The organism is Mesorhizobium sp. P3_A10 (assembly GCF_056403175.1).
This window is the reverse complement of sequence record NZ_JBFUFZ010000001.1, coordinates 548,116-559,133: the sequence shown is the minus strand read 5'-3', so window position 1 is coordinate 559,133 and position 11,018 is coordinate 548,116. Positions and strand designations below refer to the sequence as shown.

The 11,018-nt window shown below is 63.7% G+C and carries 12 protein-coding genes; 9 read left to right on the top strand and 3 right to left on the bottom strand.

All coding sequences use genetic code 11. The features are described from left to right. Nucleotides 1–52 precede the first annotated feature (52 nt). The 3 genes from AC1DXU_RS02675 to AC1DXU_RS02665 form a co-directional block, all read right to left on the bottom strand. Complete coding sequence (locus tag AC1DXU_RS02675; RefSeq protein ID WP_477365949.1) at nucleotides 53–1,003, bottom strand: NUDIX hydrolase; 951 nt, start codon at nucleotides 1,001–1,003, stop codon at nucleotides 53–55. A gap of 161 nt (nucleotides 1,004–1,164) precedes the next feature. After that, the gene (locus tag AC1DXU_RS02670; protein WP_477364024.1) at nucleotides 1,165–2,382 is read right to left on the bottom strand and encodes an NAD(P)/FAD-dependent oxidoreductase; all 1,218 of its coding nucleotides are present in this window, start codon (nucleotides 2,380–2,382) and stop codon (nucleotides 1,165–1,167) included. Nucleotides 2,383–2,396: 14 nt separating this feature from the next. Then, on the bottom strand, nucleotides 2,397–3,161 hold the full coding sequence (locus AC1DXU_RS02665; protein WP_477364021.1) for an HpcH/HpaI aldolase family protein: 765 nt from the start codon (nucleotides 3,159–3,161) through the stop codon (nucleotides 2,397–2,399). Between the two features lie 112 nt (nucleotides 3,162–3,273). Here AC1DXU_RS02665 and AC1DXU_RS02660 point away from each other — a divergent pair, with 112 nt between their 5' ends. The 9 genes from AC1DXU_RS02660 to AC1DXU_RS02620 all read left to right on the top strand — a co-directional run bounded on the left by AC1DXU_RS02660 (nucleotide 3,274) and on the right by AC1DXU_RS02620 (nucleotide 10,979). Further along, nucleotides 3,274–4,164, top strand: a complete 891-nt coding sequence (locus AC1DXU_RS02660; protein ID WP_477364018.1) for a 2-hydroxy-3-oxopropionate reductase — start codon at nucleotides 3,274–3,276, stop codon at nucleotides 4,162–4,164. A gap of 4 nt (nucleotides 4,165–4,168) precedes the next feature. Then, nucleotides 4,169–4,981: a shikimate dehydrogenase family protein gene (locus tag AC1DXU_RS02655; protein ID WP_477364015.1), complete on the top strand. Its 813-nt coding sequence runs from the start codon at nucleotides 4,169–4,171 to the stop codon at nucleotides 4,979–4,981. Then, the gene (locus AC1DXU_RS02650; RefSeq protein WP_477364012.1) at nucleotides 4,974–5,780 is read left to right on the top strand and encodes an SDR family NAD(P)-dependent oxidoreductase; all 807 of its coding nucleotides are present in this window, start codon (nucleotides 4,974–4,976) and stop codon (nucleotides 5,778–5,780) included. Before AC1DXU_RS02655 ends, AC1DXU_RS02650 begins: the two co-directional genes overlap by 8 nt. A 12-nt stretch (nucleotides 5,781–5,792) precedes the next feature. Further along, nucleotides 5,793–6,140 (top strand): RidA family protein, encoded by a 348-nt coding sequence (locus AC1DXU_RS02645; protein ID WP_477364009.1) that lies wholly within the window; start codon nucleotides 5,793–5,795, stop codon nucleotides 6,138–6,140. A 135-nt stretch (nucleotides 6,141–6,275) separates the two neighbouring features. Continuing rightward, nucleotides 6,276–7,064 carry a FadR/GntR family transcriptional regulator gene (locus tag AC1DXU_RS02640; RefSeq protein ID WP_477364006.1) on the top strand — a complete coding sequence of 263 codons (789 nt, stop codon included), beginning with the start codon at nucleotides 6,276–6,278 and terminating at the stop codon, nucleotides 7,062–7,064. A gap of 289 nt (nucleotides 7,065–7,353) precedes the next feature. Next, nucleotides 7,354–8,064 (top strand): SDR family oxidoreductase, encoded by a 711-nt coding sequence (locus AC1DXU_RS02635; RefSeq protein ID WP_477364003.1) that lies wholly within the window; start codon nucleotides 7,354–7,356, stop codon nucleotides 8,062–8,064. Nucleotides 8,065–8,075: 11 nt separating this feature from the next. Beyond that, a complete protein-coding gene (locus AC1DXU_RS02630; RefSeq protein WP_477364000.1) occupies nucleotides 8,076–8,825 on the top strand; it encodes an SDR family NAD(P)-dependent oxidoreductase in 750 nt (249 codons plus the stop codon). Nucleotides 8,826–8,907: 82 nt separating this feature from the next. Next, the gene (locus AC1DXU_RS02625) at nucleotides 8,908–9,855 is read left to right on the top strand and encodes a LysR substrate-binding domain-containing protein (RefSeq protein WP_477363997.1); all 948 of its coding nucleotides are present in this window, start codon (nucleotides 8,908–8,910) and stop codon (nucleotides 9,853–9,855) included. Nucleotides 9,856–9,944: 89 nt separating this feature from the next. Further along, nucleotides 9,945–10,979 (top strand): amino acid ABC transporter substrate-binding protein, encoded by a 1,035-nt coding sequence (locus tag AC1DXU_RS02620; protein ID WP_477363994.1) that lies wholly within the window; start codon nucleotides 9,945–9,947, stop codon nucleotides 10,977–10,979. The last annotated feature ends 39 nt before the right edge of the window (nucleotides 10,980–11,018 follow it).

The following is an 11,018-nucleotide window of genomic DNA, read 5'->3' as shown; positions in this document are numbered from 1 at the left end:
TTCTCGAGTTGAGTATAACTAAGACATATACTTACCTTGAGCATAAGGAAAGTCAAGCGCGTGAAAGTGGCAATTTCGTTCCCGCAATGGCACGTTCCGCCAGAACGCCGTGGCGGAAGCGGAAGAGCTTGGCCGGCCGCCCACCAGTTTCCGAAGTCACCGAGCCGGTCTCCTCGACCAGGTCCTGCTGTTCGATGAGACGTCGAAAGTTTGGCTTGTGAACGAGCCTGCCGGCCAGCGCCTCCACGGTTCGCTGCAGCTGCAGCAATGTGAACGTTGCAGGCATCAATTCGAAGACGACGGGGCGGTATTTGATCTTGGCGCGTAGCCTGGCAATGCCGGTAGCCAGAATGCGACGGTGATCAGCCTGCATGGCTCTGCCGAAGACCGACGCTAGAGTGTCTGGACCGTGGTTGCGGTCTGCTTCCTCGACAAACGCCGCCTCGTAAAGCAGTTCGTAGCGCTGCAGCACCAATTCCTCATTCCAGCCATAGCCATCAAAACCGAAGGCGATCGCCGCTCGCTGCCAGCGGTCATCGTGCGTAGGGCGATCGTCGGCGGCATCCGCCCATGCCTTCAGGCGCGGAACGATCACGTCCGGCAATGCGGAGGGAACACCAGCACGGTGATCTTCCCAAGGGAAATAGTCGTACCAGTTGCGCCAGGCGGCTTTGTCGGTAGGGGCAGCCTGCTCCTCCCGAGCCAAGGCGAGATAGCTGATGGAAACCACGCGTTGCGCGCTCCCGTTTGCTGTCCTGTCGCGATCGGCGAAAGTGTAGAGCTGCTCGATATAGCCCAACGGGTGGCGTGTCTGCTGTTCGACCCAATCCCTCAGGCCCGACTGGAGGGAACGATGTCCAAGTTCGAATGGGCCGGAAGGCAAGGATTGACCACGCTCGATAGTCATGACGCGCGGGTGACCAATCGTCACCGCGACCAACACCGCAATCAGTTCCGCCGCGATAAAATGCTGTTGGCCGCTTTTTGCGGGCTGCCTCACAATGTCTTCCGCCTTATTTTTGGGTAGTCCTCGAACCCGGTGGGTATTGTCTGCCTTGCGGCTAAGAGTGATTCTGAGCGTGAACCGGGCCGTGGCGGCAGTCAACGTTTCGACCAAGGCATCGGGCCAGCAACCGACGGTTCAAAGCTGCTCACTGGATCAAATCAGATCACTGCTTCTTCCAGGAACGGTTCATCGCGCTCTATGCGTTCGTAGCTGAATGGCGACAGGTCGAGCGTCTGAAAGGCTCCGTGGATAATCAGCTCCGACACTGCCCGGCCTACGGCCGGTGACTGTTGCAGGCCGTGCCCGGAGAATCCGTTGGCGAACATGAAGTTGGTCACCTCGGGGTGGAAGCCGACAATGCCGTTGTGGTCGAGCATGTTGTATTCGTAGTGGCCGGTCCAGCTGGTCTGGACCTTCAGCGCGTCGAAGGCCGGAATGCGGTGCCAGAGCGCCGGCCAGATGTAGTCGTCGAACTCCTCGAAATGCATCTCGAAGTCGTCATAGCCGGCAGGACCGTCGCCCTGCGGCGTGTTGCCGGTGAGGAAAAGCTCGCCTTCCGGACGCACGAAGGTGCCGGAAAGGTCGATGACGTTGGGCATCCGGCCGGGGATCGGATTGGCGCTGGCGAAGACGAAGCTGTAGCGCTTGTAGGGCGCGACCGGGATGGAGAGACCGGCCATGGCGGCGACCAGCTGCGCGCGCGGGCCGGCGGCGTTGACCAATGTGCCGCAGGCGACCGTCTGACCGGTCGCCAAGCGTACCGAGACGACCCGCCCATCGGCAAGATCCAGTGCGGTCACGGCGTTGTCGATGTATTCGACACCGCTGGCGCGGGCGGCGCGGCGGAAGCCGTTCATCATGCCCATGGAATCGAACCAGCCCTCTTCCCGCGAGCCCCAGGAACCGCCGCCGAGATCCTCGACATTGAGCCAGGGAAAGCGCTCCTTCAGCGGGCCGGGCTCAAGGAAGACGGTATGGGCGCCGAGGCTGCGCTGCAGGTCGACGCGCTCGCGCGCCGTTTCGACGCCCTCGGGCGAGCAGCAGTAGAGATAGCCATGCTCGCGAAAGCCAAGGTCGGGTGCCGGCTCGTCCTTGTAGAAGGGCGCCATCCGCTCCTGGAAGGTGCGGATGATCTCGATGCCGAACTGGCTGATCTTTACATTGATCGGATTGGAATATTGCTGGCGGATGGCGCTGGTGGAGAGCGCCGTCGAGGAAAACTCGTAGCTCGAGTCGCGCTCGGCGACGAGGATCGAGGCGCCGCTGCCCAGCGCCTGGCTCAGCCAATAGGCCGTCGACGAACCGATGACCGCGCCGCCGACGATGACGATGTCGTAGGCGTTGCGCGACGGCGCTTTGTAGGGGGGGATTGCCACTGTCTGTCTCCGGTCTACTGGTTGAATGAGGCGATCAGGGCATCCGAGCCCCGCACCAGCAGGCCGAGGTCGGAACCGACCGCGACCATGGTGATGCCGTCGGCGAGATAGCGGTCGGCATCGGCCTTTGCCGGCGCTAGGATGCCGCTGGCCTTGCCTGCCGCGGCGGACGCCTTACGCACCAAGGCGATCGCTTCCTGCACATGCGCAGCATTGGGATTGCCCATCGCGCCCATATTGGTCGAGAGATCGCCAGGGCCGACGAAAAGCACGTCGACGCCGTCGACGGCTGCGATCTCGGCGGCGTTCGACACGCCCATCTCATCCTCGATCTGCACGGCCAGCAGCTGCTGCTCGTGCGCCTTGGCGTGATAGCCGGCAATGCGACCGAAGGCATTGGCGCGGTGACCGACAGAGAAGCCGCGGAAACCGCCCGGAGCATAGGTCATGGCGGCAACGATCGCGCGCGCCTGATCGGCCGTCCGCACATTCGGGATCATCAGGCTGCGCGCGCCGATGTCCAGTGCCTGCTTGATCAAATTGGCGTCGTCGGCGGGCAGCCTCACGACCGCCTCGCTGTCGAAGCCGCCCATGACCTGCAGCTGCGCCATGATGCTGCGCAGATGGTTGGGACTGTGCTCGCCATCGATCAGCACCCAGCCGGCTCCGGAGCCGGCGACGATCTCGGTGGTGAGGGCCGAAGCCAGCGAGCACCAGATGCCGATGTGAGCCCGGCCGGCCGAAACGGCGGCCTTCAAGGTGTTGCGGCGCTCCTGCATTTGCGATCGATCTCCCTGAAGAAGGTCCATTGAAATTTGTATGATGTCCTATATCATACGGCTGACTTTGGCTGCAAGGCCAGTTCGCACGAGGTCCGAAAGGGAGTTGGACATGAAGATTGGTTTCATCGGGCTTGGCGTCATGGGAGCGCCGATGGCGCACCACCTAGCCAATGCCGGGCATGAGATCGCCACCGTGCTGAACCGCTCCCCTCTGCCGAAGGACCTGACGGCATCGGTCGTCGCGTCCGCCGCCGAGGTGGCGCGGATATCCGATATCATCATCACCATGCTGCCCGACACGCCCGACGTGGAGCGCGTCCTGCTTGGGCAGGACGGCGTGCTGCAGGGGATATCGGCGGGCAAGCTGGTCATCGACATGAGCTCGATCAGCCCGATCGCCACGGCGGAATTCGCGACGAAGATCCGACAGGCCGGCGCCGGCTATCTCGATGCGCCGGTGTCGGGCGGCGAGGTTGGCGCCAAGGCGGCCAGCCTCACCATCATGGTTGGCGGGCCTGCCGCCGAGTTCGAACGGGCGCTGCCGCACTTCGAAACGCTCGGCAAGAACATCACTCGGATCGGCGAGCAGAATGGCGCCGGCCAGACCTGCAAGATCGCCAACCAGATCATCGTCGCGCTCAACATCGAGGCGGTGGCCGAGGCGCTCGTCTTCGCCAGCAAGGCGGGTTGCGATCCGGCCAAGGTGCGCGGCGCGCTGATGGGCGGCTTTGCCTCGTCGCGCGTGCTCGACGTGCATGGCGAGCGCATGATCGCGCGGACGTTCGCGCCGGGCTTCCGCATCCGGCTGCACCAGAAGGACCTCAACCTGGCGCTGGAAAGCGCCCGCGCGCTCGGCGTCGCCCTGCCGAACACGGCGACAGCGCAGCAGCTGATGAATAGCTGCTCGGCCCGAGCCGGTGGCGCGGAGGCCGACCACTCGTCCCTCGTCCAGGCGCTCGAGATGCTGAGCGACCATGAACTGTCAAACGGAAAGGAATAAATCGATGCGCGGAACCGGCAAGGCCGATGTCTTCGTGATGCTGGCCCATCCTGTGGGCCATGCCAAAAGCCCCGGCATGTTCAACGAGATCTTCGAGCAGAAGGGCCTCGACAGCCTGATGGTGCCGTTGAGCTGCCGCCCGGAGGATTTCGACACCTTCTGGGCCGGCATCACCGCGGCCGAGAACATCCGCGGCGTCATCATCTCGGTGCCCTACAAGGTTCCGGTCTATCACAAATGCAGTGCCGCGCACGACCGCGCGGCGCGGGTGCAGAGTGCGAACTCCGTGCGCAGGCTGCCCGACGGAAGCTGGTACGCCGACAATTTCGACGGCGTCGGTTTCATCGACGGCCTCAAGGCGGGCGGGCACCAGATTGCCGGCCGCCGCATCCTCCAGGTCGGCGCCGGCGGCGCCGGCGCGTCGCTGACCTATTGCCTGGCCGAGGAAGGCGCGGCGGAGATCCGGCTGACCGACATCGACAAGGATCGGGCTGGAAAACTGGCGGCGCTGGTCAGCAAGTCCTTTCCAAAATGCCGTATCGAGATCGGCCAGCCCGATCCGTCCGGCATGGACATGGCGATCAACGCGACGCCTGCCGGGCTGAAGGCCACCGATCCGCTGCCCATGGACGTGACCAAGCTGACGCCGGACATAACAGTGGTCGACATCATCATGGAGCCGGCCGAGACGGCGCTGCTCAAGGCGGCGAAGGAGATCGGCTGCCGCATCCAGCCCGGACGCCCGATGATGGATTTCCAGGTCGAGGCCATGGCCGAATTTTTCGATATCGAGCGCAAGGATCGCGGCCATGGTTGAGACTCTGAGCGCCGTCGTCATCGGCGGCACCTCCGGCATAGGACGTGCAATCGCCCTGCGCTTCGCCGAGGAAGGCCATCAAGTCGTCGTCGCGGGCCGGGATGCGATACGGGGCAAGGAGGCGGCCGGCGCCTGCGAGACGGCGGGCGCGCCGCGCGCCCTGTTCGTTCAGACCGATGTCGCCGATGCGCAGTCGGTGGAAGCGCTGGCGCAAGCCGTCAGCACTGCGTTCGGCGCGCCGCATGTCGTGGTCAACTGCGCCGGCATCCTGCAGAGCGGCAAGCACGTGCTCGACCAGGACCTCGACGAAGACGAGAGGATGTGGCGGGTGAACTATCGCGGCACGCTGCTGGGGTGCCAGGTGTTCGGCCGGCTGATGTCGGCCGCCGGGCGCGGCGCGATCCTGAATGTCGGCTCGCTCGCCTCCTTCGCGCCGCTGTCGCTGCCAGCCTACACGCCCGGCAAGCATGCGGTTCTGGCGCTGACCCAGATCCTGGCGGCAGAACTCGGCCCGCACGGGGTCCGCGTCAATGCGGTGGCGCCCGGCTACACGCTTTCAGACGGACTGAAGGCCAAGATCGCCAAGGGCGAACGGAACCCCGAAGCGATCCAGGCCACCACGGCGCTGCGCCGCTTCGTCGAGCCGCGCGATGTCGCCGAGGCCGCGCTGTTTTTGTGCTCTGACCGCGCCGCGTCGATAACCGGCGTCACCCTGCCGGTCGATGCCGGCTGGCTCGTTCAGGCGCCCTACGCGCAGTACCTGCAGGGCAACCCCATCCGGCCGACGCCGGCAATCTGAGAAGGAAATCCAGTGAGCGATATCCAACGCTTCGACTTCGACACCCGCATCCACCACGGCGTCATCCACAATGGCACGCTCTATCTCACCGGCCAGGTCGCGAGGCCCGGCCAGTCGGCGGCAGACCAGATGCGCGAGGTACTGGAGAAGATCGATGCGCTGCTTGCCAAGGCAGGCACCGACAAGACCCGCATCCTTCACGTGCAGATGTGGCTGGACGACATCAGGGATTTCGACGAGGTCAACACGGTCTGGGACGCCTGGATGCCGAAGGAGCACGCACCGGCGCGCTCGTCCGGCGAAGGACGAATGGCGAAAGCCGGAATGCTGGTCGAGCTGATCGTCACCGCGGCGGTTTGAATGGTCGTGCCGGTTCGGGCATCATCGCGAATCTGGGCCGAGCGTTTCACGGAAACGCTCTATCTCTTTGTTTCTACGCAATTCCGGACGGAAAACCGTTAGACACTTTTCCTGGAATTGCTCTAGGGGAGACTGATGACGAAGCGTAAGCCGCTTTCCACCGTCGTGGCGGAGAGCCTGTCCGAAAAGATCCGTTCCGGATCGCTGCTTCCGGGCGCGCAATTGCCGACCGAGGCGGAGCTTTGCGCCGAATACGATGTCAGCCGCACGGTGGTGCGGGAAGCGGTGGCGCGACTGCGTTCCGAAGGCATGGTGGTGCCGCAGCAAGGACGGGGCATGTTCGTCAGCGAAACGCCGGCGCCGCGCAACTTCTCGATTCCGGACGAGGCGCTGAGAACCTTGCCGGAAACCATCGCTTTGCTCGAGTTGAGGTTGAGCGTCGAAGTGGAGTCCGCCGGGCTCTCCGCGGAACGGCGCACCGACGCGGAGGCGAATGCAATCCGTGCGCTGATGGAACAGGTCGATGCCCAGCATGCGGATCCCGCCGCCGTCCAGATCCACTACGACTATGATTTCCACCTGGCGATCGCCAAGTCCGCGCGCAATGAATTCATCCACGGCTTCCTGAGCTATCTCGGGCCGATCATCGTTCCGCGCTTCAATCTCGGGTATGTCGTCGCGCCCGAGCTCAAGGACAGCTACTACGTGCGCATCCACAACGAGCACAAAGCCATCGTCGACGCCATCGAGAGGCAGGATGGCCGCGCCGCGCGCCAGACCATGCGCAAGCATCTGCACAACAGCCTCGGCCGCGTGCGCGCCCTGGCCCGGGCCTCGGGTGTCGAGGCAACGGACGCGGAGCAGAAAGCGGCCGCGGCCTCTCTGTTCACCGATCTGAAAAGGCCTGTTCCGACGGGCCGATAAGGCCTGGGAACTCGATCGTATACGCAAGCGCCTGGACTAATTTAGCCGCGCATTGCGAAAGCCATGTTTTTTGTTCTGTCGGCTGGCAGCAACCGCATCCGCTTACCTGAGGGGCTCGTTTTCCTGTTGTTTCCGCTGGTTTGCGGCACTGACATCCAGGAGCACACCGGTCCAGGTTTCACACGGGAAAAGAAAATTCGAAAGTTTATCTTTCCTTTTTGCTGGTTTTCTTGGTTTCGCGGCATCGGTCCACGCCGCACACTGAAACCAGGTAGTCAGGAAAGCCCACGTGACGACAGCCTTCATCACAGGAGCGACAAGCGGTATCGGGCGGGCCATGGCGATCGCGTTGAGCGACGCCGGCTATGACGTCTATGCCGTCGGGCGCAGCCAGGCCGCGCTCAAGGAGTTGCAGGCCGAGCGGCCAGGCATCGTGCCGATCGCCGTCGACATCACCGACCGCGAGGCGCTGGAAGCGGTTCTGGCGGATCTCACCATCGACGTGCTGATCAACAATGCCGGGATCATGCCGCCGCTGGGCAATTTCGCCGACATGAAAATCGCCGACATCGACACCACGCTTGAGGTGAACCTCAGCGCGGCGATCCTGCTCACTCGCCTCGTCGTACCGCAGATGCGCGAGCGGCAGTCTGGCCATATCTTGTTCACCGGTTCGACCGCCGGCCACGCGGCCTATTCCAACATTGCCGTCTATTCAGCCACCAAGGCGGCGATATCAGGCTTTGCCGCCGCGCTGCGCACCGACCTCTCCCCATCAGGCATACGCGTCACCGAGATCGTCGCCGGCCGTGTCGAGACGCAGCTCTACCAGGACATCCTCGACGCCAAGGCGCGCGCCGCCATGTACGCCAGCAAAGTGGTGCAGCCGGAGGACGTGGCCAGGATGGTCGTCGCGGTGCTTGCGCTCCCCGCATGGGCCGACGTCACCCGTTTCGACATCATGCCGACCTGGCCGACATCGCCAAGCGGCACCAAGTAAGGAAAACTGGAATGAAAGATCTTTCCGTTCTGATCGTTGGTGGCGGCGCCGGCCTCGGCGCTCTTCTGGCCGAGATGGCTGTCGAGGCCGGGGCGGCAAAGATCGGCATCATCGACATCAATCAGGAGGCAGCCGAATCCGCGCTCGCGCCGGCGAAGGCCAAGGGCCTGCCGACGGCGGCGGCGGCATGCGACATCCAGGTCGGTCCGCAATGCCACACGGCCTTCGACGCCATCGTTTCGAAGCTCGGGCGCGTCGACACGCTGATCAATTGCGCCGCGATCTATCCGCGCCGCCCGCTTCTGGAAATCAGCGACGCCGATTGGGACGCCTCCAACGGCATCAACATCAAGGGCACCTACCACATGATGGTGGCGGCGGTTCGCCATATGCAGACGCAGGAGCCGAAGAGCCATGTTCGCGGCCGCATCGTCAACCTGACCTCGGTCGACGCTTTCAAGGCGCATCCGCAGAACGCCCACTACGCTGCGACGAAGGCCGCCGTCGTCAGCTTGACGCGCTCCTTCGCCCATCACGTCGCGAAGGACGGGATCCTGGTGAATTCGGTGGCGCCGGCAGGCATGGCCACGGAGAAGGCAAAAGCCCTTGGCTTCCTCGAGGAACTGGCCAAGGCGAGCCCGCTCGGCCGTGGCGCCGAGCCGACCGAGATCGCCGAGTGGGTGCTGATGACCGGTGGCCCGAAAAACACCTACATGACCGGCGAAAACGTAATTGTTTCAGGCGGTTATATCTACGCCTGAGGCAACATTCCGCAGCCGGCGGCGGCGGAAATACGGCAGTGCATGATCAGCGGAGTCTCGAGCAAGGGAGGCGGAATTCACGATGACCGGCAAGCTTCGCCTTCCTTCGCTCAACGCGCTTCGCGTCTTCCACGCTGTCGCGCAGCACAAGAGTTTCAGGCAGGCGGCCGGCGAACTGCTGGTGACGCCGCAGGCTGTGGGACAGCAGATCAAGCTGCTGGAAGACACGCTGCAGGTGACGCTGTTCGAGCGCAAGGGCCGGTCGATCGAATTGACCGAGTCCGCCATCCTTCTCTCGCATTACGTCAAAGCCGGCTTCGACGAATTCTCGGAAGGCGTTCGCCGCGTCACCAAATCGACCTACCGCGACCGCATCAACCTCAATGCCAGCCCGTATTTCGCCACGCACTATCTGCTGCCCAGGCTTTCGCTGTTCCGCGAGATCCTGCCGGGCGCGGATCTGCGCCTGACGACGATGGTCGACCTGCCCGATTTCGGCCGCGACGACATCGATATGACGGTGCAGTGGGGCTACGGCAGCTGGCCGGACTACGAGACCACGCTGCTGGTGCCGGACCCGAAGATCATCTGCTGCACGCCTGATATCGGTGAGAAGATCAAGTCGGCGCATGACCTGACGAAGTTCACGCTGCTCGACACCGTCAAGTCGAAGCGCCTGTGGCCGGACATACTGCGCCATCTCGGGGTGGAACTGACCGATGGCGACCGCAGCATCAGCTTCGACGACGCGGCGACCATGCGCCGGGCGACCCTGCAAGGCATCGGCGTGGGCCTGGTCTCAGTCATCGACGCCGAGGAGGATTTGCGATCGGGCGCGCTGGTCGCGCCGGTCGGCCGCGACGCCATCGCCGATATGAAGCCGGAGGAAGTCCCCGGCTTCTACCTCGTCGTCCCGCGCGGGCATCTGCGCGTCAAGGCGGTGGCAGCCCTGCACCGATGGCTGGCCCAGCAGGACTGGCGGAGCGATCTGAAGCTCCCCTTGCCGAAACCGACCCCGCTTTCCGAGTAGGAAGCGGCTTCGCGACTGAAGTCCGAAGGGCACCTTTCGGACCTCCAACAACAAGAAACGGAACAACCTCAACAGTGGAGACAATCAACATGAAAATGATGCAATGGGGGGCTGCGGCCCTGGCGCTTGGCCTCGTGCATTTCGCGGCGCCGGCTGAGGCCGCCGGCGGCAAGACGCTCGACACCGTCAAGGCGCGCGGCGTGCTCAACTGCACCGGCCATGACGGCTCCTATCTCGGCTTTGCCGAAGTGGACGACACAGGCACCTGGAAGGGTATGGACATTGACCTTTGCCGGGCCGTGGCCACGGCCGTCTTCGGCGATCCGGCGAAACTGAAGATCGTGCCAATCAGCTGGGCGCAGCGTTGGCCCTCTCTTCAGTCGGGCGACGTCGACATCGTCATCAAGGCCTCGGGCGGCACGCTGAGCCGCGACACGGAACTGGGACTCCAGTTCTCGATGTCATACTACCTCGGCACGACCAAGGTGATGGCGCACAAGGAGCTCAACCTGAAGTCGCTCAAGGACGCACAGGGCGGCACGATCTGCATCCCTGCCGGCACAACCATCGAACAGCAGGTCGCTGCCTACAGCCAGAAGATCGGAATCAAGCTTGAGCCGGTCGTCATCGAAAAGACGGAAGAGCTCGAACAGGCCTACTTCTCCGGCCGTTGCGACCTCTATGCGCAATGGGGCCCGGTCCTCGCCATCGCGCGTGTGGCCAAGGGCAAGGTCGAAGACCATGTGATCCTGCCCGACGTGATCGCGGTCGAGCCAGAGGTCATGATCGTGCGGCAGGGCGACGACAATTGGGTCGACGTCGCCAACTGGACGCTCAGCGCCCTGCTCTTCGCCGAACAGGAAGGTATCACCTCCAAGAACGTCGACGAGATCAAGGCCAAGCCGACGTCGCCGGCGGTCGCCAAGTTCCTGGGTGCGGCACCGGGCATGGGCAAGGGTCTCGGCCTGCCTGACGACTGGGCCTACAACGTCATCAAGAAGGTCGGAAACTATTCGGAGATCTTCGATCGCGATCTCGGCAAGGACTCGCCCTACAAGATGGATCGTGACCTGACCAACCTCTGGAACAATGGCGGCGTCCTGTTCCCGCTGGTGATCGACTGATCCACGTCTGAACGCATCCCACCCTCGCTCCGCCCGGCT

Coding starts and splice junctions, on each gene's coding strand:
- AC1DXU_RS02630 (WP_477364000.1), top strand. CDS start 8,076: ATGAAAGATCTTTCCGTTCTGATCGTTGGTGGCGGCGCCGGCCTCGGC.
- AC1DXU_RS02650 (WP_477364012.1), top strand. CDS start 4,974: ATGGTTGAGACTCTGAGCGCCGTCGTCATCGGCGGCACCTCCGGCATA.
- AC1DXU_RS02660 (WP_477364018.1), top strand. CDS start 3,274: ATGAAGATTGGTTTCATCGGGCTTGGCGTCATGGGAGCGCCGATGGCG.
- AC1DXU_RS02620 (WP_477363994.1), top strand. CDS start 9,945: ATGAAAATGATGCAATGGGGGGCTGCGGCCCTGGCGCTTGGCCTCGTG.
- AC1DXU_RS02665 (WP_477364021.1), bottom strand. CDS start 3,161: ATGCAGGAGCGCCGCAACACCTTGAAGGCCGCCGTTTCGGCCGGCCGG.
- AC1DXU_RS02625 (WP_477363997.1), top strand. CDS start 8,908: ATGACCGGCAAGCTTCGCCTTCCTTCGCTCAACGCGCTTCGCGTCTTC.
- AC1DXU_RS02640 (WP_477364006.1), top strand. CDS start 6,276: ATGACGAAGCGTAAGCCGCTTTCCACCGTCGTGGCGGAGAGCCTGTCC.
- AC1DXU_RS02655 (WP_477364015.1), top strand. CDS start 4,169: ATGCGCGGAACCGGCAAGGCCGATGTCTTCGTGATGCTGGCCCATCCT.